The following is a 21,161-nucleotide window of genomic DNA, read 5'->3' as shown; positions in this document are numbered from 1 at the left end:
GCCGTATAAAGAACGAGCCCTGAACGCGTAGCTGCAAATTTTGGCGCACAGCGGCCGTTATCGCTGGCGGGTGAGCGTCAAAAGAATGTCCGAATACCAGGCACTGTTCAGACCGAGTGTCTCATCGATTTGCACGTCCCGCGTGCCCATATCGATGGTCGACGAATGAACTCCAAGAAGCACCCAAGGCAGACCCGAGCTTTTTACCGGACGTCCGTTGGAAGAATCGCTCGTCACAACCGGCGCGCCGCTCGTGCCCCGCTGCGTTCGCGCGTCGGTGATGAAGCATCCTCTTCCTTGGAAGCGGAGGCCGAATGCCGACGCTATGACGCCTTGTCTAACGACAGGGAGATCGTGCGGCGAATCGTGAAACCCTAAGGGAAAGCCGGCTATTAGCACGCAAGTGCCAATCGGCTTCACACCGTCTGCCTTGGGAAGATGATCGGGACCAAACGCGTCGAATGTCGCGGTCTTCGGTAGCCGATCCCTTCGAAGCTCCAAAACGGCAACGTCGATCTCGCCACCGTCATCTGAGCCTTCTCGCCAAAGGCCAACGCCCTTCGCGTACAGAGGTATAGAAAACCATGTCGAAGCGCCCAGATTGTCACCATCACCATGCAGTTTTATCTCAATCCACTCAGGAAAATGTTTGCTAGCCTCGTCTTCGACAACGTGACGGCTCGTCATGAGAAAAAGCCGCTCATCGCGAGCGAAAAAAAATCCGCTCGCGTTAGTTAGATGTCGATTTTGTGCGAAGGTCCTGATGCGCGCCACTGTGAGCAGAAGCGCTTCGGCAGCGTGTTTCGAGACCCCCGCGCTTTCATCGGACAAGCAACGACTCGAACTCGAGCCACTGAGAACGAGTTGCTGAATCAATTGAAGCATAGCGTCGCGTAGCGGCGTTGCTTGATCCGATGACAGAAAATCTACCACGGACATCTCCGACGCATTGCCGCCCGAAGCGGCGTTCGGAACATGGCGCACAACAGGCCGTTCGTCGGCGCCGATATGCAGCAGCCATCTTTCGCCACCGGGGCTTGCGTATAGTTCGACAGAGTTCGTTTTCATGAGTGCGTGTCCTCTTGAGGGGTCTCGCGCGATGGCCGTGGAAAAGATTGGTGGCTCGGCTCAGAGGCGACAGCATATTGCGTGCAATGTAGAGACGATATAGACGCTTGCCGCTATTCGTCGTCTGCGGGACCGAAGCACGTCAATTGCCGCTTGGCAGGCGCACTCAGTGATGAGACAGCACCGCGATGGGGGACGGGCAACTTCACTCGCGATGTGCAAGCGCGGTCTGGAGCCACCATTGTCCGCGTTCTTTTCAACGGCTAAGGACTTCGGCCGAAAACTCGCGGTTTAACAAACGCTCCCGCTGTCGGGAAGAAGGAAGGCGCTGGAGCGTGACGAACTTCACGAGGGCTCAAACCGATCAGCACGCCAATAACGCAGGAGGCGGTTTGCCATATGTCAGAACCCTCATCTTGCACGACTCAGAAAAAGTCGGTGTTCAGTATCTTGATGGGTGAGCTAAAGCCACGTTTCGCTTTGCAGCTTGCCACCGCAACGATTCGCAAAAAGTGCGTCTGAAGTGCAGCTCTATCGCCTTCCAGGGATCCGTCCGAATCGAAGACCTCGACCATGCAGTTTCGCGTGACCTGGACCTGGAAGGACCTGCATTGAATCTCGTGGCGGAAAAAGAGGTCACCGCCAAGCCGTAGGATCGGCCTTGTTGGCGAGCAAGGCGCGGACAGTTCCGGCTGCTGCAAAGAAACGTGGCCCCTCCTTCCTTCGTTCACCAGCCTGTTGCGTCGCCTGCAGACAGGACAGACGAAATAGATGCCGAAGGCATCGATCGCCGGCTCAACGCTTTGAGCGGGTAATTCAAGCAGGCAACGGACGCACTTCCACATCGTGACCTCCCGGTCGTTGGCAATCCTTGCGAAGCGAGAAGCAACAAAATTCTACCTCTGCTCGTGCACGATCATCTCGCGTAGACGTTTCGCATCCGGTTTCGGACGAGGGAGCCGCGCGAGATGCAATTCGAGCCACGTCGTCACGGCGCACATGATGTCCCGGTGCGCTGGTGACCCGGAATGAAGACACGTGCTTCATCGATCCATTGATGAAGTGCGCGGCCCACTTCTTCGATCGGAAGTGCGGCCATGAACCTAACCGACCCACATGCGTGTACCCTTTGTTGATACCATCGCCTCAGCGATCGACCGCAATCGCAGAGCACCAGGCAAGCTAGCCGCGAGCCATGCTGCTGCAGCATCCTCAGGCGTCGCATCCGCGCAGCGGAGTGACGTCACCCGGCCCGATACCAAAGCACAAGCCGAATCAGTTTCGAGCCCACTGGTTGGCATGGTCAATGGCCTCGGCGCGCGAGTCGAACTCTGCCAGATCGCCGCTCAGGACGACATCGGTTGCACTTCCGTAGGCACCGCTGATGCTTATCCTCACATGTGCAATAAACTCGCCGTCGGCACTGCGTGGAGTGGGATCGACCTCGAACCGTTCAAGATTGCCTTGCATTGAGTTCCCTTATTTCAGCCTACAACGACAGCGAACAGTTGCAGTTCATTCGCGGCGAGTGCCCATGGGCCAAGCGCAAATGTCGCGCATAGCACGCCCAAGGCGCAGTCACCGCAAATGTCGTTTGTACGTGAGCGAATGGGAGAGCTGTTCGATCGGACTTACGTGAAGCGGTTTTGACCGCTTTGCACGGTCTTCGATGTGATATCGGTACATTCCTACCGGGCGCTGGAAGGCAGTGAGATTTGGCCGCTACAAAGTCAGTAGCTTCATCCTACCCTCGCTGTGAATTTTGTACAGCGGAATCTGCACGTCGTCATGCATGGAAATGGCAGCCCAGCGATGTCGATATCTAGCTGCGCTCTGTCCGCTCCGGCTCGCGCGACGGTCGCTTAGCTGCCTGGCCATTTTGCCTTGCCTACCGGCCGGTGCGGGCCGAAGTTGGGAGTTCACTCATGTTGATGCCGACATCCCATTGATCCGTATGCCAGCATCGCACTGAGCCGTCTTTTCCCGCGAACTCCTGCCCGCAGCGACGATTCGACATCGAGCGCGCCGGACCACACGAAGTTCGGCATGTGGATCAAACGGGCATTTGCGTCAACAATCTAGCCGATCGAGCTTGAAGACGCGGCTCGTGCCAGCCTCCCCAATGTCTCCGGGCGACAGATGCGAATCGCGACATCGTAGCCTTCGTCGTAGCGCGAATGCCTGTCGAAGCGGCTGAATGCGCGCGAGAACACGGGAGAATGAAGTTCAGCCCTTTTAAAGAAGGGGCGGGGATGCTGACAGGAGCGTCTCCTCGAGGTTGAAGATCCACTATACCTGCAATGCCGGTGAGGGTCGCGCGGTAAACGGGATGTGCTGTCCCGGACCCGCGGACCCATCGGGGGCAAGGAACGTGCAGTTAGACGAATCGCTTCGGTGCCCATCCGGTTCATCCGGCCAGCCGAAAGACCTTGACGGTTTTCGAGGCGAGGCGTAATTTTCCTTGGGAAGTCTTCAAGAAGCGCGATTGCTGCTCATCATTGACCGCAGCCTGCGGTGTTCGTTGTCCTCTCCCTCCTTGATCCTTTATTCCGGGACTTGTCTCGCGGTCCCATTTGTTCGTCCATCTTCAGGAGAGTTTCATGGATACCGGCACCGTCAAGTGGTTCAACGACAGTAAGGGTTTCGGGTTTATCACACCCGACAAGGGTGGCGATGACCTGTTCGCGCATTTCTCGGAGATTCGCGCCGAAGGCTTCAAGACGCTCGCAGAAAATCAAAAGGTCAGCTATGAGACGAAGAGCGGCCCTAAGGGTCTGCAAGCCGCGAACATCACGCCGATCTAAGTAGCCTTCCTGCCGACTCCGCGTGGGGGAGCCGGCAGTTTCGTGCTGGGGTAATCAGACTTCGTCCGCCTGCTCGACCGGGTATTGCCCGTCGGGCCTTGAATAGTACTCCTGAGGACTTGGATATCGTAAAGGCTAAGACCCCCGAGGGGTTACCTCGGGATCGGCATAGGCCTTTGGTAACCGTGCGAAGCCGCGGCGACCAGAGTGCGGGTTGATTCTTCATCGCGTGGTACGATGGCTCACCACTACTGGAGTTCTCGATGTCACGCATGTTGAAAGTTGGAAACCATGAATTCCATATTGTGGTTCAGCCGCTTACTGACGGTGGCTTCACCTACGCGTGTGTCGATGTAGATTTGAGCGGTTCAAACGTCAGCGAGATCCGCTATGACAGTCATCTTCGCTTTGAGACTGAGGACGAGGCCTATGAAGGCGGCTCGGCTCACGCACGACGGCAGGCGGTGAGGGTAAGCCGTTAGCCGGCCCCAATGGAGTTGATCTAGCGGCTCACGTTGGCATTTCCATCATGCGATCTGTCTGTAACCGTCCTCTCCTTCGGTCGGACGGCGACCTTATCGTCCGGCAAACGATCCCGAACAAGCGCTTCCAGGCCGTGCTGCTCTTAAAATGCTCGACGCATCTCGCCAAAATAACCGGAATGGCAGAACAAGTACGTCGCGGCGATACATCGTCTGAGGGAAGCTTTGAAGCGATCTAGTCCGTCGATGAGAGAAAACGCCACTTCGCGGCATTGACGTCGATGCGCGCATCGTTCTCAAGTCGCTTTTCGGCACGGTCGGACTCTGCCTGCCGCAAGGCTTCTGCGCGAGCCTTTTGAGTTGCCGTGAGGTCTTGCTTTCTGAACGGCGCGGCGGGGTCGGTCGGGATTCGTTTTTGCATGTTGATGTTCGAAAATAAAAGGGAAGGTTGGTGAAGGCCGCAGCGTGTGCAGTCAGCCAGACGAGCGTGCGCCGCATGGCGGAACAAAGCAAGAACAATCGTCAGACTTCGACGGGCGATACATCGAGAGAATTTGCGGACACGGCTCTCGGGGCTTGTCGTCGAGCCAATTAAATAGATCGCGACAGCGATTAAAAATGCGCTCAGAATGGACCAAATGGCGGTCCGTTCCGTGGCCGACACACAGGGGCGCAAAAATGGCAAAAGGTCAAATGCGAAGTAATCGCGAAGCAAAAAAGCCCAAACAAACAAAAAAACTGTCATCTCCGGTGGCCGATCCGTTCAAAATCCCGTTTCTGAAGACTTCGGGATCGACGAGCGCTACGAAGAAGAAATAGCCGAAGTGCCGCCGTAACTTGCATGCTCTCATGCGTGGGTCAGTCTTACCTCATGTCGGCGCTTTCGAAGGTATTATCGTGCCGTCCGGTAGAAGCTGCATTTTTCATTCGATGTTCCGGGTATTTGACGCGCTTCCGAGTCTCGGTTGATTCATTGGCGCATTTTCCGTGGATCGACCCCTTGGGAGCGAAATGGTCGCCAAGTCTCGTCATGGCGTGACGCAATGAGCAGCCCCCAAACGTCTCACAGTGCCACATTAAGGCATTAAGGCGCCTATCGTTACTCAGAGCCTGTGCGCTTCGGGGAACATCGCATGATGTTCCGCCCGCGTGCGAGTCATGATCTACGTCTTCTGAGTACGCAGTTGCTGATTAGCCCGACGCCCGATCGCCTGCATTGGTTGCATGATGTATTCGACAATTCGGTCGCAGTCGTCACGTTCTCGGGTGAGGCGTCCGAATTAGTCTTCCGAAGCGAGGTGACACTCGAACACTACGAAGCGCCACGCCCGATTATTCGCTGGAAGGGTACCCGTCGAAGTGGCCCTTCGCGTACACCAGCGAGGAAGCGTCGAATCTCGTGAACGCGCGAAGCCGGCCGATCCTCACCGACGATGTGGACGGATGGGCGCGACGTTTCATCAGACCGAGCGGCTCGACCGAAACGATGACCTTGCTGCGCAGCATGACGCTCGAGATCAAGAACAGCTTCACGTACGTGCGGCGAGTCGAGAAGGGCGTCAACCAACCCGCCGAGACGTTACGGCTGGGCAGCGGCAGTTGCAGGGATTTCGCGGTGCTCATGATGGATGCGGTCCGCTCGCTGGGCCTGGCGGCACGATTTGTCAGCGGCGATATCTTCGTGCCGCACCACGACACGACCTTGGGCGGCGGTGCGACGCACGCATGGTTGCAGATTTATCTTCCCGGTGCCGGCTGGGTAGATTTCGATCCGACCAACAGCATCATCGGAAACCGGCATCTGATTCGTGTGGCTGTAGGATCGAATTCGGATCAGGCGCTGCCGCTGTGGGGAACATGGCACGGCGCGATGCATTCGTTCCGGAGTCTCGACGTAGACGTGAGCGTAACTGAAGACAATTGATGGAAACATCTTTGCGCCTCCGCGCCCCATGACTTCTCAATGCAAGGATGGTTCGATGAAACTCCGCGTGGGCTATGAACTGATCTATGAATGTGCGCAGCCGACCCCGATGATGCTGATGTTGAACACGCACTTCTCCCGCGCGCAGGACGTGCTGTCAGGTGATCTGCTGGTGGTCGATCCACCCGTGCCGATCACGCAGTATCGCGACAGCTTCGGTAATCTGTGCAGCCGAATCGTCGCGCCGTCGGGGCTGATCTCATTGTCCACCAGCGCATTGCTTGAAATCTCCGATCGACCCGAGACGCGCGAGCCGGTCGGGCATCAGCATCCTGTCGAGACGCTGCCGGATGAATGCCTGGTGTTTCTGCTCGGCAGCCGATATTGCGAAACCGACCTGTTGTCCGCCATGGCGTGGAAACTGTTCGCCCCGACTGCTCCAGGGCGTGATCGGGTGCAGGCGATCTGCGACTACGTGCATCACCACATCAAGTTCGGATACGGGTTCGCACGACCGACCAAGACCGCGTTCGAGGCGTTTGAGGAAGGCGAGGGTGTTTGTCGCGACTTCGCTCATCTGGCCGTGGCGCTGTGCCGCGCGATGAATATTCCGGCGCGCTACTGCACCGGCTACATCAGCGATGTCGGCGTGCCGCCACCGTATAGCGCGATGGATTTCGCGGCCTGGTTCGAAGCCTATGTGGGCGGTTCATGGCAGACCTTCGACCCGCGCAACAACGTGCCGCGTATTGGCCGCGTGCTGATGGCGCGAGGTCGCGATGCCGCCGATGTCGCCATCAGCAATACGTTCGGCCCGACCAAGCTGATCAAGTTCGACGTCCACTGCGCACCCTTGTGAGCCCGAACGACTCGGTTGCGGGGTGAAGCGCACCGGGAATCTCGGAGACCGTTTTGCTGGAGTTACGCAGCCATCGGCACTCCAGCGAGTTGCTCATAGTAACGGGCTTCCGCTTCGGCCGGTGGGATGTTGGCGATAGGTTCAAGCAGACGTCGGTGATTGAATCAGTTCACCCATTCAAGCGTCGCCAGTTCGACCGCCTGCACATTACGCCACGGGCCACGGCGATGAATAACTTCTGCCTTGTATAGGCCGTTGATCGTTTCAGCGAGCGCGTTATCGTATGAATCGCCTACGCTGCCGACTGACGGTTCAATCCCTGCTTCAGCTAGCCGGTCCGTGTATCGAATGGAAACGTATTGCGACCCGCGATCCGAATGGTGTACCAAACGGTTAACCTTCTGCTGGTCGGGCCTCGTGTAGTGCTTGCTCCAGCGCATCCAATACGAAATCGGTACGCGCTGAACTCGACAACCTCCATCCCACGATGCGTCTCGCAAACACGTCAACGATGAAGGCAACATACGCGAATCCTTGCCAAGTCGCGACAAAGGTGAAGTCGGAAACCCACAGTGCGTCGGGCTTTGACGCCTTGAACTGACGCTGCACATGATCAAGCGGACAAGGCGCGCTTTCATCGAGCACGGTGGTTCGCATCGACTTACCCCGCTGTACACCCTGCAGGCCCAGTCGCCTCATCAACCGTTCAACGGTGCAACGCGCAATTCTGAATCCTTCGCGCAGCAACTGTCGCCAGATCTTGCGCGCACCGTACACGCGAAAGTTCTCTTCCCAAACGCGGCGGATGTGCTGGCACAACAAAACATCACGCCGTTGCCGCGCTGGCAGCCTACGTGGATCAGCGCGCCGCGACGCATACAGGTAGTGAGTCGACGGGGCGATCGGCAATACTCTGCAGATCGGCTCGACTCCGTAAGCCGACCGGTGATCGTCGATGAATGCGATCATCGCTTCGGTCGGCGGTCGAGCTCCGCCTGTGCGAAATAGGCCGAGGCCTTACGCAGGATCTCGTTCGCCGGGCGCAGTTCCCGGACCTCTCGTTCAAGCTCGCGGATCCGATCTTCCTCTTGCCTCGCAGGGCCTGCTCGCTCACCACGATCGCTCTCAGCTTGACGGACCCAATTTCTTAGGGTCTCGCGCGAACGCCCATCTTCCCGGCGATCGACTGAATCGCTTCCCACTGCGTGGCGTATTCCGAACGGTGCTCGAACACCATACGAACCGCTCGCTCGCGCACCTCGGCCGAACACTTCGGCGCTGTCTTCCGTGTTGCTTTGTCGATGTTTTCCATTTCCTCATTCTCTCAGGAGTTGAGGTCTCCGGAAAACCCAGTGCGCTTCAAAGCGTAATCGAGTGCTTGTCTCCGGTAAGCATTCGACGGGACGTCAGTTTTTACTACCACCGGCATCGGTGCGCGCATGTTTAAAGTAGCCCGCCTTGCGTGGAAATATCCACGGAAGACGACGGCGAATGAAGAGGGAGTGACGGCTTTCGGGGAAAAGGTGAACAGCAAGAAAGGTTCAGTCAATGAGGGTGTTGGCAAAGCAACGGACGATCCCGTTCTGGACGCCAAGCGTGACGCTCAACGGGTCGGCGGCCAGGCCAGAAAGCAGATGGATGATCTGAGCGAAGATGCGAGTCACACCGATAGCGCGAGTTGGACCGTACCTATTGCTGCCCGGTCCGAGGCGAAGAAGGCTTGACGCAAGAGCAGGCGAGACCCAGCGCCGTCTGGCGTGTGGCGGCCGTCGATCTATCGGGCAGGTTTGCGACGGTCTTATCGTACGGGCGACCGCCAAGGGCAGCATCGCGGTCGCCGCGAAGCAAGGCGTCCTCGGCAGATTGGTCTTCGCTGAGCTTGGGGATCTCGGGTTCGTTGCTCTCGGCTATGCTGATTCGTTTTCGGTCGGTCATTTAGATTGCGGATGTGGCATATTCAATAGCGCTTGGATGCGCACATGGCCCTGAATTGGAGCCTGCGGTTAGTCCGCGCTCGAGGGGCCAAGCAGCGCGTCGATCGCAGCTTGCCCGGCGCTTTCCGCAATGAGATAAGACCATCTCCGTGTGAACGGGCCGTTATGAATTTTGATGCTGTGGCCGCGCGCTCCGAGTACGCCGAGATTGCCACCGCCCTTAATTTGTAAAGTCACGTCATACAAGTCTTCGGCGGATACTGCTAACGCGACGTGAATCTCGAAGCCACGATAGGGAATGATGCGATACATGAGACGCTCCTTGAAGTAAATCACGCGCCTCTTTATGGGGTTGTGCGGTAGCGGTTTTGATTATCGCCAGTTGTGCATGCGCATGCGCATGCACAGGCGCTATGGCCGGACCGAATCGCGCGAAGCGCATCGGCTTTCGCAAGACATTTCGTTATCCAAACTCTCAAATACGTAGCGCTCTCGCTTGATTCAGTCCAGCGGCCAAGGGCAAGCGTCTCGCTCGATCAAATGGCGGTGATAAGGTGTTCATGTGGTTTGGACGTATAGAAAACCTGAGGTTACAGATCGCTGACGTCCGCGCCATCAATCTTTCCATCGATGATGTCCTCGCCTTGCTGCCATGCGGCACGTCGTGCAGCGCCGAAATCTGAGATTGCCGCCGCCAGCTTCAACCGGAATACACGGCTCGCGCCGGCCGCGCCAGCGGCCTCTTGACGGGACACGCGTACCGCGACCTCAAAGCCTTCGTCATAGCGGGAATGCCGGTCAAACTGATCGAATTTGCGTGCGAAGACAAGGGGGTGCAGCTCGAAGCCCTTGTAAATGCGAGGCGGCAAGGTTGACATGATCTTTCTCCAAGGGCGTTCCCACTATACCCGCAAATGCGTGCCCGGATTAAATTTCGCGCGGGTAGCGGTCCGCTTCGGCGGAGTCAGCGTTACGACTACCCGCAGTTGTCAACCCAGTTTTGGGCCCAATCAGAGGAGTGTCGGATTGCCTCACGTTCGCTGGCGAAATAGTCGAGCGAAAAAAATCGGTACTGCGCATCGGCAGACCCCGACCGCAGGCGTGACAACAGGAGGTTCGACGAAAACGAACCGTCTGGCAGGCGATGCGCAGATGGATGAACGGCGTAGCCGCGATAGTGATGATGGGAATTTTGGGTTTGCATTTTGTAGTTCTATATATGGAGGATTACGCGCGCCGCGCCCCATGATCGGCGCATGGATCTGCATCGGGCGGCACGCGTCGTGATAAGCGAGGGCGTCTTTAGAGCGCGTCCTACCAGGGTAGGAGGAGACGCAGAGGGCGGGGGAGGCGGGGTTCCGCTCGGCGGCGGGCGATGAGCCCGAGCGTCCACGTCGCGACGCCGGGCGAAACATTGCGTTAAAGCGGCTTGATATTCGCTGCCTGCAGACCTTTGGGGCCGCGCTTTGTTTCGTAGCTCACTTTCTGGTTCTCGGCGAGCGTCTTGAAACCTTCGCCGCTAATTTCGGAGAAGTGTGCGAAAAGATCGTCGCTGCCACTATCCGGGGTGATGAAGCCGAAGCCCTTGCTGTCGTTGAACCACTTTACGATGCCGGTGTCCATGATCGTCCTTGAAAAAATAGAGATATTGCTCCACGAGGAGCAGCGGAAGCATCAAGGAAGGAGAGGGCAACGAATACCGCGGAGGGGAACGGAACTATTGATGAACAGCAATCGAATTCTTGAATTTTCGCGACCCACAATATCACCTCGGCGTCGGTGCGTCAAGGACCCTGTTTTATTCACATTGTCGACTTACACGATCGCCTGGCCTTAAGATGGCGGCGCGTTGCGATTCGCTGTCGGCGCTCAGGGCGGATATTTCAGATTCGGCTCCAACACGCGAATTGCACATCAGCGGCGCTGCGTCAAACGGACTCGAAAGAGTATTTATTTCGTTGATCTAAAGTGTCCTGGGGCGAGCGTGTTACGGACGGCGTCACAACCGGAATACCGAGCCCTTTCTTGGAATTCTTTCGGCGACCAGATTCTGGCTCGCTGTCAAATCCGAAGGGCGCGCAGGTCGAACAGTCCTTGCCGACGAATGCAGACGCATTTCCTCGAGCAAGTGCGAGAAGCCTCTAAGCCCGCGATCGTGAACAAAAGTCGCCTGGGTTTTCATTGTATCCGCCTGGGGCATTGTTCCACTTGTACATTGTCAGAAGTATCGACGCTTGTCAGTCTAACAGGTCGAGATTCCCGATTAGGACCGGCGTGCCGACTCTCGCGCGTTTAGAGAGCCGAGTCAGATGATTCTGAGCTACAGAACAGCGCGCAGGCCCACCGGCCCCCACTTTGTCCACGATGACGAGGATTCAGAGAGAAATTTCGCTATACAAAATCTTCGAACGGCGTAGGATGGGTGAATCCAGAGAGCCGAGCGCCTTTTCGCAGCATTCGTCAGCGCTCAACCGCCGGCCCTAAACGGGATCGGCGTCAGATCGGAGACCGTGCAACGCGGTCAGTTTTGCCAGCATTGCCGATACTGCTCTGCTCACCTTTACCTATTTGCCGCATGAGTGCGGCGCGAGATCATTCAATGACACCCGAAGTCCGTCTTTATCGTGGCTTAGAAATTTATCCGCTCGTCTTTCCGCATCGGCCCACCGTCGCCAGACAGGCACACCACTACGACGACGAATTTGATGCTGCCGTGCGCATTCAGGAACCATCGGCGAAGCCCGGCACATCGCGCGGTCGTGTTTTCAAGATAAGTCCTGACGAGCCGTTCCAGAGCGCCGGCGACGCGCGGCGCGCATCGATTGCATACGCCGAGCAGATGATCGATACATGTCCGCAGGAAAGGACGTTCCTTGACTAGAACTGCGAGTACCCTTCGCGGCGTCAAATACTACACGGAATGGCCAGCACGACGTGAGTCGCTTCAATCGAGACCTGCTGGAAAGCCTCGTGTCGTAACCAGTAATAGCCGCGATTCGGAGCTTCTCGCGGCGATCAGGGAGGAAACGATATGCAACCCAACACCTGCAACTTTCGCATCGATCCGACACCACGCCGAGCCGATGGGGAGTATATGGCGCATGCGCGCATTTGCACCAACAATGAGGACGGAGGTGAAACGGAGCTTTTTGTGAGCGGCGACCTCGCCGGCTTCGACCTGCGTGATGAAGCCGTTGCCTTTGCCAAGAACTGGGCGCAGGAATGGCTTCAAGTTCGTTTCGGTTGAGTTGGCGTCCGTGGATTGAAACGCCGTGATCTCGTCTGCGAAGGCCATCACGCCTCTGGTTGACGTTCTCACATTAGCAAAGACGCTCGTCGTGAGAAGAGAATGTCCAGTTCGCATCGAAAGGAAGCAGCGGAAGATCCGCAAGCTACGCGCAAAATGTCAGCATCGCGACGATTAAAAAGGGCAGGTTGGCCGCTGGTCGAAACGCCTATTTCTGCAGATCCCGTGAAGTCGGATCGGCAGCAAGGCACAGACGAACACGAATGGGCGATACGCGCCTTGATCCGTATCGGCAAGGATCAAGGCTTTGTCACACATGCCCAGATCAATGATCATTTGCCCGGCGACCTTGCGCAAATGACCATGGTCGAAGATATTTCACGCGCCTTCCATGAAATGGGTCTCGCCGTCTACGAGCACGCGCCCAGCACCGAAACGCTGCTGCTCGACGACGCGGTTTCGAACGATACCCTTGACGATCAGTCGGGCGAAGACGATGAATTTGCGCTTTCCGCTGTGGATAGCGAATTCGGCCGGACCACCGATCCAGTGCGCATGTACATGCGCGAGATGGGCGCAAAGCAGTTGCTGACGCGTAAGGCCGAGGTTGAGATTGCCCGGCGTATCGAAGATAGTCTGAATGAGATGATTCAGGCGATCGCGTCCTGTCCCCCCACTATCTCGATGATCCTCGCAAGCGCTCAACTAGTTGCGGAGGGCAAGCTTGGCATCGACGAAATGATCGACGGTATCGATGACGAGAGCATGCCAGCAGCGGCGGAGGTCGACGAATCTGCGCCCCACAATTGCCAAAGCGACTCTGAAGCCGAGGACAATGCGGACCAGTTGCGGTTGACGCGACTAATGACCGACGGACTTGCGCTCTTTGGGCGGGTACGCGAGTGCGTCGATCAGTTGCGCGAAGCGGGAGAGACCCATGCCCCGAATGCTCTAGAGACCATTCGAAAGGAACTGGGGCGCGTGCGCTTCACAGCTCGCATAGTGGGCCAGGCTTGTGACGACATGCAGCAGCGTCTGGCGCGCGTGCGTCAAATCGAGCAGCGAATATCCAGCATTGCGATCGACCGGTGTAGCATGCCGCGTGAGCAGTTTATTGCATTGTTCCCCGGCCACGAAACCGACCTCGACTGGACGACCAAAACCGCTGCGAAATCGCTCGATTATGGCGCTTCGCTGGAACGCAGCGTGGCCGCTGTTCGGGCCGAGCAGTACCAATTGATGGATATCGAACGGCATGCGGCAATGCCGATTCAGCGGTTAAAGCAAACCAGTCGGCATCTGCTCGCTGCTGAATCACGCATGCGGCGCGCAAAAGACGAGATGATCGAGGCCAATCTGCGCCTCGTGATCTCGATCGCCAAGAAATATGTGAATCGCGGCGTACATTTTTTGGATTTGATTCAGGAAGGCAACATCGGCCTGATGAAGGCCGTCGACAAGTTCGAATACAAGCGCGGCTGGAAATTCTCGACTTATGCAACTTGGTGGGTTCGCCAGGCGGTCACGCGCGCGGTCGCGGACCAGGCGCGCACCGTCCGCATACCTGTGCATATGATGGAGATTATCAACAAGCTCAACCGAATTTCGAATGAACTTCGGCAGCACACTGGCAAGCCCGCGCTGCCCGCAGCTTTGGCCGAACGTATGGAATTACCAGAGGCTCAAATCCGGGGCATTCAGAAGATGGCGATGCATCCGATCTCGCTTCAAACGCCGGCGAATGATGACGCTGACGCAACGCTCGGGGACCTGATTGAGGATGCGAACGTGAAATCGCCTCTTGAGGTCGTCGTGCGGACCGGAATGCGTGTCGCCATCGACGATGCGTTGAACACGCTTTTGCCACGCGAGGCAAGAGTGCTTCGCATGCGCTTCGGCATCAATGTGCCCACCGAATTCACACTTGGCGAAGTAAGCTCGCATCTGGGCGTGTCGCGGGAACGCGTTCGTCAGATCGAGAGCCAGGCTATCCGCAAACTGATGCATCCTAGTCGCGCAGATAAGCTACGCTCGTTCATTGATCGCTAGACATAGGAGGGCGTCAATGCAAAGGTTCGCTTTTGACCTATCAACTGTCTTTACAGCGAGGAGAAAATCGTGCAAGAGAGCGACATCGTAGACCATTTGGTAGCTGCTCACTTGATACGCTCGTTCTCCACTACAGGGGTTCGCAATTTCACAGATGTTAAAAGTTTGAAGCCATGATTCCATGTTGTTGCTCAACCGCTAGTTGCCGGTGGCTTCACTTATGCATGTGTCGACGTTGATTTGAGCGGGCCAAACGTCAGCCAGCTTCGTTGCGACAGCCACCTTCGCTTTGAGACGGAGGACGAGGCCTACGAAGGCGGCTCAGCTCACGCGCGACGCCAGGCGGCGAAGATGAGGCGATGAACGTCGAACACTTCTTTAACGCCATTGCCCCCAAACTTGCAATGCGCCGCTCCTTTCTGTCGTCGGATTGAAATTACTCACCGCCGCGAAAAGCGCTGCAGGAAGGTGTCCGTTCTCGTCGATAACAGAAATTGGCAGACACCGGTCTCAATGATTTCGCAAGTACTTCGAGAAGTAATAGCGTCCAATATTTGACATAAGTAACATGCATTCGTACTTCGAAATACATGAAGCGGAATTGGAAACGGCAAACGAGATCCATTGATTCTTCAAACGTGCTCGACGCAGCGATTTGATACAGCTGAATCCATCTGAGGCTAGGGCGCACGACAAGCGATGATTGATCGCAATTTTACGCGACGCGGTTTGATGTCTGCCTCCGCGGAGGGCAAAGTTTGATCCGATATTTGAAGGCAAGCGGCCCTGAAATTCTTGGCTATCGACCTCGCTGAGTTGGACGAGTCGGCCAAGGTTCGCGTCGGTCAAACGGCATTGGGTGCGCGTGGCGTTGGCATACGGCAATCGATCGCCCAGCGATCCACACAAATCGTCTAACTTGAGGAAACACGCGTCTGGATATACAATTGTCCCTACGTGTATCCAAGGAGCTGATCATGCAGGTCGCAAAATGGGGTAACAGTCTTGCCGTGCGACTGCCTGCGAGCGTCGTCGACGCCCTCGATTTGAAGGAGGGAGACGATATCGAGATTTACGCTCACAACACTGGCGCATTTTCGGTGATGAGAAAGCCGACCGTTGCACAACGTATCGAGCGCCTGCGGCAATATCGGGGACGGCTCCCCGCGGACTTCAAGTTCGATCGGGAATCGCTCAGTGAACGGGATAGCTCCGAATGACAGTCGCGGCGCCAAACCGATTTGCCGTCGATAGCAATGTCATCGTCTATTTGTTTTCTAACGATGCTGCGAAGGCTGACAAGGCTGAGGAGTTAGTGGCTGGCGAGAAGTCGAAACCAGTCATTAGCACTCAGGTGATGAATGAGGTCACGCTCGTGATGAGCCGGAAAATGGGCCTTCCGTGGCCGGAAATCGAGAGCATTCTGGAAGATGTCGAGGTGCTTTGCGAAGTCGTGCCGCTGACTCTCGAAGTTCACAAAGAAGCACGCCGCGTCGCAGCGCACTACGGATTTAGGTTCTATGACTCCTGCATTATCGCGTTCGCGCTGCTCAACGATTGCGAAGTTCTCTACAGCGAGGACATGCACCACGGTCAAGTCATTTTCGACCGATTGACCGTGATTAATCCCTTTCTTTGAACACACCAAAGAGGGTTCGATCGGTATCGAGGAAAGCATTCCTTGCATTTGGACGCAGTGGGGACCGACAGAGGTGTTGTGCGGGGCAACCCGTATGTTCGGTACGGACTCACGGGCGCCGAGACATGTTCGTGTGCCGAGAGGAGCAACATCATGTCAACGCTGCTACTGCACACTCGAGCGAAGTGAGCGGTGCTCGCTACACGATCTCCTGAACCCTTCTTCCCCGAAACGCGCGCTGCAGACGTCCTCTACTTCTTGTTCAGAGGGAACAGGAGAGGACGGCAAGTGATCTATTGCAGCGCTTGAAGTCGGCGTAGGCACCTTACGTCATTACCTGCGCGTCGATACATCTGGATGGCCTTCTGACGATTGAGCGTCGCTCCCGTGCCCGGTGCGCCCCATGCTCCCTCCCAATACAACCCCAAGTTATGTGCGGAAGCCTTGTGGCCGAGATCCACTGCCCGTTCCTACAGCGTGCGCGCAAGATTTGCGTCTGCGTCTATGCCCCGGCCGATCCGTGCACTGTCTGCGAGCTGCCGCGGCGATGCCACGAAGCCGAGCCTCGGCGGTGTCGTCCTTTCACATCTTCAAGGATCGCGTTGCCAGTTGTGTAGTCCGCGTGTTCGCCGGTCGATGTGACTAGCGAGATGGCAAGTGCGACGCGCAACGTCGGATGGCGATTCACACCTACCCGATCGAGAAGGCGACGCCCCAGGAGTGGTGCGCCCGAGAGGGTGCTGGTCAAGAGCGCGTTCGCTATGGCGGCCAGTGACTCAAGCGAGAGAAAGCCGGTCTTGTTCGCGGCAATCACGTGCTTGAAGAATTTCTCGACATCCAGTATCGGGTCAGCGCTGCGAAGTTGTTTCCACTCACGTTCAATCTCTCCTACCCAGCTTTCCATCTGAAATGGTGAGGTGCTCTTTGGTGACGACTGCACCGTATTCTAGCTCACCACAAAGCTTGAAGTAGCTAATAAGTTTCGGCGTTGACGTCACGCGTAGTATCGATATTGATTCCGTCGGCGAGGCGAGGAAGCCCGATGTCCCGATTTCCGTCGAGCTCACCACTTTCCGCTTTCGTATCCGCCCGTGAAGTCGACTATCGGAGCGGCCGTGAGGTTGTAGCTGACCAACGTCCCCGGCAGCATCAAAAACGTTAGCTGCTGATACTCTCGGATGGCCGTGTCGTGGTCCAGGGCCAGATAGAGCGCATTGAGTCCGACACGATTCGCGCGACCGCCATGCGTTCCCGCACCCGCGCCGCTGGTCGGCGCAACAGCCCACCTGGGAACATGCATACGATAGACAGTTACCCCGGCCAATTCTGTGAGTATCATCCTGCCGCGCCCGCCTCGAGCGACGAAACGTAGCGAAGGACGTCATCGGCCCGACCTTCGGACACCAATTGCTCGGCGGTTTTGTAGGTGAACACGGGCAGCGGTTCGTTTCGATACCAGAACAGCGCCTTCGTGACGTCGCCTGAGATATCCGTGGCCGCGCGAATGACCCGCAGAGCGTCGCGGAGGAATCGTTGTACGCTCTCGGATGCAGGCTGCCGGCTGATCGTGTTCCGATGTACGTGTGCTTGCTGGGCAAGGGTTTGCAAGTCGATATGCAAGGCTTCGCCGAAGCGTCGAGCGGAGACAATCGGAGCCGGGTCTTCGGGATCGCGTAATGACGCCATGAAACGGTCAAAGCTCACATCCGCACTGGGAATGGCACCGGTATCCGAATTCATGGTTCGCTCCAAGCACATAATTAGCACAATTTTAGCATAAATATAGGGTGCCACTTTCGAGCACTAATATTGGCGTTTCCGTTATCGACGGGCACGTGCTGACGCGTCGGCTAAACATCGGAAGCCAGATCCGCCAGAATATGGACAACAAAAGGTCGATCAGTGCATTTTTTGTGCTTTTTTGGCGCGTGAATAGTGACATTTCACGTGAAACCATGCACGGTCAACGGAACCATCGAACTATACATCTGCATACTTAATAAATGCGATAATTCCTTTTATGTCAAACGTAGCTTGCATTGCGGATAACAGCCGGCGGATAGCTCGATTTTATCGACTCGATATTCAGAAGCAGGCGACCTGTTCTTCCGTTTCCGTCAAAGAACGTATGGATCCTGACGAGCCGCGTATGAAGTTCCGCTGCGTGCTCGATGGGATGCAGGTCCCCTGCTCTCACATGCCACTCGACGAACGCTGCCAGTTCGGCCCGGAAGATCCAGGAAGTCAGGCGGCGTGGTTCGCGCGTCGGCGATCGCCACATTCACATGACGGTAGCGACAGGCCTCCTCACCGACGCGGCGCTTGGGCACGGCGTTGTGGATGTTGCGGATCTGCCAGGTCGAGATTGGCTCTTGGTTGCGAGGAACTTCTCGATGTAGCGCATCGCGTTGGAACGGCCCATGATCCCGCAGTGCTGCCGTAGCGACTTGTCGCCAATCTTCAAATTGTCGAGTACGACCTGGGCATCGCGCAGTGAGAGCGTGTGGTGCTCGGTTGCGTTCGCATCAGGCGTCCATTCGAGCCTCAGCCTTTGCTGCAGCGATGCCACGGCGGGAGGGGAAAGCGGGCGTGTCGCGTGCAGTTGTGCCTTGTTGGTGTCGATCGCTTCGAGCATGCGTTGTAAAGCCGAGTGCATGGTGAACATTCTCCGCCATGCGCTTGTTCTGATTCATGTCGAGCAAGTTGCCGTCCGTCGCAGTCTGCTTCCGTATCGATCTCCTGCTGAACAACCAGATTGCCTGGCTTGACGAGATTGGCGATTTTTCACTGGCCGTCGCCGGCATTCCCGCCTCGAAGCTGCGCTCGCTCGCGAATCAGACGATGGCGCTCGATGCGTCGGCCCTCAGGAACGACACACTGCCCGAGAAGCGCTACACATTGATCGTCGCGCTGCTCAACCGCATGCGCGTGCGCGCCCGCGACGATCTCGCCGACATGTTTGTTCGGCGCATGGCCGCCATCCACAAGCGCGCGAGTGACGAGCTGGACGTGATCCAGCGCAAACAGCGTGATCAGTTCGAGGACCACGTCGCTGCCGCGAAGCGGATGCAAGCGAACCGGCTATTTGATCGTGTTCCGAGTCGAGCTGCAGTTTCGTCGCGCGGGATTCTCCTTCTCCTTTTGATCGTCGCAATGCGATGCTTCGCCGTTTCTTTCGCGCGCCGCTTTCACTTCGGCGGCGCCTTCGGCCTCGGCCTTAACATCACCGTTTACTTTTCCAATCGCTTCCTTAACGGAGCCCCGCGCCTCACTCGGCAAGACCTTCTTTCGGCGTTGCACAACGACCTCCAACTCACTTTCGACAGCAGGCACTGTAAATACTTCTCAATTAAGCAGAGCCCGCCGCAATTAGGGCCGACTACCAAAAGTCAATGTGCAAATGCACCCAAAATGGTAGGTGCATCTGACTCTATCGGTAGGATTTTCCTTCGCACATAATTCCTGCCACACTCAAAGTCGCGCAGGACTTGTTCCTGTGCTGCGGCCCCGCTCAAGATGCGCCGCGCGGGCGGAAGGAAAGTGAGGCACCCGTCAGCGGTGCGCACTATAGGAAGGTAGCTTGATGGATTCGCCCGCACAACGCCCACATACCGACCGCCACCAACTCCAGCAGATCATCGCGGGCTTGAGTGAAGGTGTCATCCTGATTGAGCCCGACCAAAAGATTCGCTGGGCCAACCAGGCTGCCCTGGATATGCACGGCGTGGAGCACATCGCCGAACTGGGGACAACGGTCTCAGAATACCGTCAACGCTTCCAGTTGCGGTACAGAAACAATCACCCGGTTCGATCAGGAAACTATCCGCTGGACCGGGTCGTAGCGGGCGAGGAATTTAGCGACGTACTAGTGGAAGTCGCACAGGCCGACGAGGAGGAGCCGCGCTGGGTGCATCGAGTCCGCAGTCTGGTCATCACCAATTCGGAGGGCGAGCCAGATTGCCTTGTGCTTGTCATCCATGACGCAACCCAGTGGGCGAGCGCCGAGGAACGGTTCGAAAAGACGTTCGGCGCCAACCCCGCCCCCGCCGTAATCTGCCGGCTGGATGACCTTCGTTTCGTGAAAGTCAACCAAGGCTTCCTGGAGATGACCGGCTACGCGCGCGCAGAGGTCCTCGGCAAGTCCGTCTATGAACTTGATGTTCTTGATGGCGCGCATCAGAAGGAGCTTGCGATCGAGAGACTGACCGCAGGCCGGACCATTCCGCAAATGGAGGCCGTGCTTCGGCTTCCGAAGAGCGAGACGAAGCTTGTCATCGTCGCCGGCCAGCCCATGGAAATGGGTGACGACCCGTGCATGCTTTTTACCTTCATGGATCTCGAGCCGCGCAGAAAGGCGGAGGATGCGCTGCGACGGAGCGGGGAACAATTTGCAAAGGCGTTCCGGATGGCACCCATCCCCATGATCGTGTACGCCAGAGATACATTGAGCCTTCTTGAGGCCAACGATGCATTCCTCTCTTTCACGGGCCTCACACCCGAAGAAATACTTGGTCATACGTTGGGCGAGTCGAGTTTTTGGGATCAACTGGACGCGCAGTCCGACATCGAGCAAGTGCTGGCTAAAGGTGGAAGCCTCCGCAGCGCCGAGTTCACTGTGAGAACCCGGGAGGGATCAGCACTGGACTGCCTCGTTTCTGCCGAGGCTGTTCCTATACACGGTCAGGAATGCGTATTGATGGTCTTCCAGGACATCACTGATCGCAAGCGCACAGAGACGGACCTGATCACGGCGATTGAAGCCGTTATGCAGGATGCTTCATGGTTCAGTCGTTCAATCATTGATAAGCTCGACACTCTGCGCGGAAGCAGACCAAGCGGAAAAATCGACGCTGAGCTCTCCGATCTGTCACCACGCGAGCGTGATGTTCTTTCTTTGCTCTGCGAAGGCTTTACTGACAAAGAGATCGCAGCGCAATTGAACGTTTCTCCGAATACTGTTCGCAATCGCGTGACCTCCCTGTATGCAAAGCTCGGCCTGCATCGACGTAGTGAGGCAATCATCTGGGCCCGAAGGCGGGGGTTTCCTGATGGCTCCCCTGCCCGTCCAATAAAGAAAAGTCGCAGCCGTCAAAAGTCGCCTTGACGCTCGCAGGCGCCGCCGCGATTTCCGCAGCAAAACGGGAGCCGCCGCCTT

At 56.9% G+C, this 21,161-nt stretch carries 26 protein-coding genes, 2 pseudogenes and 1 other annotated feature; of the genes and pseudogenes, 13 read left to right on the top strand and 15 right to left on the bottom strand.

Going from position 1 to position 21,161, the window contains the following annotated elements; all coding sequences use genetic code 11:
* Positions 1-57: 57 nt before the first annotated feature.
* From LY284_RS33975 to LY284_RS33965, 3 genes are all read right to left on the bottom strand, one after another.
* A complete protein-coding gene (locus LY284_RS33975; RefSeq protein ID WP_175582572.1) occupies positions 58-1,068 on the bottom strand; it encodes a serine protease in 1,011 nt (336 codons plus the stop codon).
* Positions 1,069-1,493: 425 nt separating this feature from the next.
* Positions 1,494-1,913: a hypothetical protein gene (locus LY284_RS33970; RefSeq protein WP_041733681.1), complete on the bottom strand. Its 420-nt coding sequence runs from the start codon at positions 1,911-1,913 to the stop codon at positions 1,494-1,496.
* Positions 1,914-2,343: 430 nt separating this feature from the next.
* Positions 2,344-2,538, bottom strand: coding sequence for a hypothetical protein (locus LY284_RS33965; RefSeq protein ID WP_081478309.1), 195 nt, complete (start codon positions 2,536-2,538; stop codon positions 2,344-2,346).
* 1,130 nt (positions 2,539-3,668) lie between these two features.
* On the opposite strand from LY284_RS33965, the gene LY284_RS33960 reads away from it, so the two are divergent.
* Positions 3,669-3,872, top strand: a complete 204-nt coding sequence (locus tag LY284_RS33960; RefSeq protein ID WP_008344589.1) for a cold-shock protein — start codon at positions 3,669-3,671, stop codon at positions 3,870-3,872.
* A 263-nt stretch (positions 3,873-4,135) separates the two neighbouring features.
* The gene (locus tag LY284_RS33955) at positions 4,136-4,354 is read left to right on the top strand and encodes a hypothetical protein (RefSeq protein WP_041733679.1); all 219 of its coding nucleotides are present in this window, start codon (positions 4,136-4,138) and stop codon (positions 4,352-4,354) included.
* A 235-nt stretch (positions 4,355-4,589) separates the two neighbouring features.
* On the opposite strand, the gene LY284_RS33950 is transcribed toward LY284_RS33955, so the two are convergent.
* Complete coding sequence (locus LY284_RS33950; RefSeq protein ID WP_233392106.1) at positions 4,590-5,099, bottom strand: hypothetical protein; 510 nt, start codon at positions 5,097-5,099, stop codon at positions 4,590-4,592.
* 388 nt (positions 5,100-5,487) lie between these two features.
* Here LY284_RS33950 and LY284_RS33945 point away from each other — a divergent pair, with 388 nt between their 5' ends.
* Positions 5,488-5,757 carry a transglutaminase N-terminal domain-containing protein gene (locus LY284_RS33945; protein WP_309243237.1) on the top strand — a complete coding sequence of 90 codons (270 nt, stop codon included), beginning with the start codon at positions 5,488-5,490 and terminating at the stop codon, positions 5,755-5,757.
* On the opposite strand, the gene LY284_RS33940 is transcribed toward LY284_RS33945, so the two are convergent.
* A complete protein-coding gene (locus LY284_RS33940) occupies positions 5,687-5,860 on the bottom strand; it encodes a hypothetical protein (RefSeq protein WP_233392104.1) in 174 nt (57 codons plus the stop codon). The two genes, LY284_RS33945 and LY284_RS33940, sit on opposite strands and share 71 nt — an antisense overlap.
* Here LY284_RS33940 and LY284_RS33935 point away from each other — a divergent pair.
* Positions 5,841-6,278 (top strand): transglutaminase family protein, encoded by a 438-nt coding sequence (locus tag LY284_RS33935; RefSeq protein WP_233391404.1) that lies wholly within the window; start codon positions 5,841-5,843, stop codon positions 6,276-6,278. The two genes, LY284_RS33940 and LY284_RS33935, sit on opposite strands and share 20 nt — an antisense overlap.
* Positions 6,279-6,333: 55 nt before the next feature.
* Positions 6,334-7,137: a transglutaminase family protein gene (locus LY284_RS33930; RefSeq protein ID WP_233391402.1), complete on the top strand. Its 804-nt coding sequence runs from the start codon at positions 6,334-6,336 to the stop codon at positions 7,135-7,137.
* Positions 7,138-7,199: 62 nt separating this feature from the next.
* On the opposite strand, the pseudogene LY284_RS33925 reads toward LY284_RS33930, so the two are convergent.
* Positions 7,200-8,449: pseudogene (locus LY284_RS33925) on the bottom strand (IS3 family transposase).
* Positions 8,032-8,148, bottom strand: a sequence feature (AL1L pseudoknot). It overlaps the preceding pseudogene by 117 nt.
* Before the next feature lie 127 nt (positions 8,450-8,576).
* Between LY284_RS33925 and LY284_RS33920 the strand changes: the two are divergent.
* Positions 8,577-8,861, top strand: coding sequence for a CsbD family protein (locus tag LY284_RS33920; RefSeq protein ID WP_041733674.1), 285 nt, complete (start codon positions 8,577-8,579; stop codon positions 8,859-8,861).
* Between the two features lie 279 nt (positions 8,862-9,140).
* Here the strand turns inward: LY284_RS33920 and LY284_RS33915 are convergent, their stop codons facing one another.
* From LY284_RS33915 to LY284_RS33900, 4 genes are all read right to left on the bottom strand, one after another.
* Positions 9,141-9,383 carry a hypothetical protein gene (locus LY284_RS33915; protein WP_014253227.1) on the bottom strand — a complete coding sequence of 81 codons (243 nt, stop codon included), beginning with the start codon at positions 9,381-9,383 and terminating at the stop codon, positions 9,141-9,143.
* Positions 9,384-9,661: 278 nt separating this feature from the next.
* The gene (locus tag LY284_RS33910; protein WP_014253226.1) at positions 9,662-9,949 is read right to left on the bottom strand and encodes a hypothetical protein; all 288 of its coding nucleotides are present in this window, start codon (positions 9,947-9,949) and stop codon (positions 9,662-9,664) included.
* A gap of 98 nt (positions 9,950-10,047) precedes the next feature.
* Positions 10,048-10,275 (bottom strand): hypothetical protein, encoded by a 228-nt coding sequence (locus tag LY284_RS33905; protein WP_081478308.1) that lies wholly within the window; start codon positions 10,273-10,275, stop codon positions 10,048-10,050.
* A gap of 215 nt (positions 10,276-10,490) precedes the next feature.
* Entirely contained in the window at positions 10,491-10,694 is a 204-nt protein-coding gene (locus LY284_RS33900; RefSeq protein WP_008344606.1) for a cold-shock protein, read from the bottom strand.
* 976 nt (positions 10,695-11,670) lie between these two features.
* Between LY284_RS33900 and LY284_RS33895 the strand changes: the two genes are divergently transcribed.
* The 5 genes from LY284_RS33895 (at position 11,671) to LY284_RS33875 (ending at position 16,006) form a co-directional block, all read left to right on the top strand.
* Positions 11,671-11,952, top strand: a complete 282-nt coding sequence (locus LY284_RS33895) for a hypothetical protein (RefSeq protein WP_014253225.1) — start codon at positions 11,671-11,673, stop codon at positions 11,950-11,952.
* A gap of 150 nt (positions 11,953-12,102) precedes the next feature.
* Complete coding sequence (locus LY284_RS33890; protein WP_014253224.1) at positions 12,103-12,318, top strand: hypothetical protein; 216 nt, start codon at positions 12,103-12,105, stop codon at positions 12,316-12,318.
* Between the two features lie 102 nt (positions 12,319-12,420).
* Positions 12,421-14,367 carry an RNA polymerase sigma factor RpoD gene (rpoD, locus tag LY284_RS33885; RefSeq protein ID WP_014253223.1) on the top strand — a complete coding sequence of 649 codons (1,947 nt, stop codon included), beginning with the start codon at positions 12,421-12,423 and terminating at the stop codon, positions 14,365-14,367.
* A 977-nt stretch (positions 14,368-15,344) separates the two neighbouring features.
* Complete coding sequence (locus tag LY284_RS33880; protein WP_014253222.1) at positions 15,345-15,587, top strand: AbrB/MazE/SpoVT family DNA-binding domain-containing protein; 243 nt, start codon at positions 15,345-15,347, stop codon at positions 15,585-15,587.
* Positions 15,584-16,006: a PIN domain-containing protein gene (locus tag LY284_RS33875; RefSeq protein WP_014253221.1), complete on the top strand. Its 423-nt coding sequence runs from the start codon at positions 15,584-15,586 to the stop codon at positions 16,004-16,006. Before LY284_RS33880 ends, LY284_RS33875 begins: the two co-directional genes overlap by 4 nt.
* A 502-nt stretch (positions 16,007-16,508) precedes the next feature.
* Here the strand turns inward: LY284_RS33875 and LY284_RS33870 are convergent.
* The 5 genes from LY284_RS33870 to LY284_RS33855 all read right to left on the bottom strand — a co-directional run bounded on the left by LY284_RS33870 (position 16,509) and on the right by LY284_RS33855 (position 18,671).
* Complete coding sequence (locus tag LY284_RS33870; protein ID WP_233391400.1) at positions 16,509-16,910, bottom strand: hypothetical protein; 402 nt, start codon at positions 16,908-16,910, stop codon at positions 16,509-16,511.
* 159 nt (positions 16,911-17,069) lie between these two features.
* Positions 17,070-17,345: an RES domain-containing protein gene (locus tag LY284_RS33865; protein WP_081478307.1), complete on the bottom strand. Its 276-nt coding sequence runs from the start codon at positions 17,343-17,345 to the stop codon at positions 17,070-17,072.
* Positions 17,342-17,746 carry an MbcA/ParS/Xre antitoxin family protein gene (locus LY284_RS33860; protein ID WP_014253220.1) on the bottom strand — a complete coding sequence of 135 codons (405 nt, stop codon included), beginning with the start codon at positions 17,744-17,746 and terminating at the stop codon, positions 17,342-17,344. Before LY284_RS33860 ends, LY284_RS33865 begins: the two co-directional genes overlap by 4 nt.
* A 283-nt stretch (positions 17,747-18,029) precedes the next feature.
* A complete protein-coding gene (locus LY284_RS39370) occupies positions 18,030-18,287 on the bottom strand; it encodes a Fic family protein (RefSeq protein ID WP_375294322.1) in 258 nt (85 codons plus the stop codon).
* Entirely contained in the window at positions 18,288-18,671 is a 384-nt protein-coding gene (locus tag LY284_RS33855) for a hypothetical protein (RefSeq protein WP_233391399.1), read from the bottom strand.
* An 83-nt stretch (positions 18,672-18,754) separates the two neighbouring features.
* On the opposite strand from LY284_RS33855, the pseudogene LY284_RS39365 reads away from it, so the two are divergent.
* Together LY284_RS39365 and LY284_RS33840 are read left to right on the top strand one after the other, a co-directional pair.
* Positions 18,755-19,057, top strand: a pseudogene (locus tag LY284_RS39365) (transposase); the annotation flags it as partial.
* Between the two features lie 532 nt (positions 19,058-19,589).
* A complete protein-coding gene (locus LY284_RS33840) occupies positions 19,590-21,110 on the top strand; it encodes a helix-turn-helix transcriptional regulator (protein ID WP_233391394.1) in 1,521 nt (506 codons plus the stop codon).
* Positions 21,111-21,161: the final 51 nt, after the last annotated feature.

Source organism: Caballeronia sp. PC1, assembly GCF_021353155.1.
GTDB lineage: Bacteria > Pseudomonadota > Gammaproteobacteria > Burkholderiales > Burkholderiaceae > Caballeronia > Caballeronia cordobensis.
This window is presented reverse-complemented; position numbering and strand designations above follow the sequence as displayed.